The sequence below is a fragment of the Oxalobacter paeniformigenes genome, from assembly GCF_027158465.1.
Classification (GTDB): domain Bacteria; phylum Pseudomonadota; class Gammaproteobacteria; order Burkholderiales; family Burkholderiaceae_D; genus Oxalobacter; species Oxalobacter paeniformigenes.
Genome location: NZ_JAMKYL010000025.1, coordinates 1 through 282, shown reverse-complemented (window position 1 = coordinate 282; position 282 = coordinate 1). Strand labels below are relative to the sequence as shown.

The window sequence follows — 282 nt, the reverse complement described above, 5'->3', positions numbered from 1 at the left end:
TCGTCAGAAAACAAGGGGATATAACCGTCCTGCCACGCTGCGGCAGACATACGGCACGATCGTGCCTCCCCCGACGAACCGGAAACTCAATCCTGTTCCAGCGATTTTTTCAGGCACTGCACGGCTGATTTCTCGTACCCGAAAACATTTTCGAGAATGTAAAACATTAGGCCGGATATTGTCCAGTCCTGTACAGAAAAAGAATTGCCGAAACCCGAACCGGTGTTGTTACTTTTTCCCTTTTGTCGTTTTTTGTCAAACCATACCTGTACTTTCAACGTG

Annotated in this window: 1 protein-coding gene; it reads right to left on the bottom strand. The window is 47.5% G+C overall.

The window, feature by feature from the left end:
• Positions 1–86 precede the first annotated feature (86 nt).
• A partial coding sequence (locus tag NAI64_RS09085; RefSeq protein ID WP_269299803.1) for a hypothetical protein occupies positions 87–282 on the bottom strand: 196 nt, incomplete at its 5' end.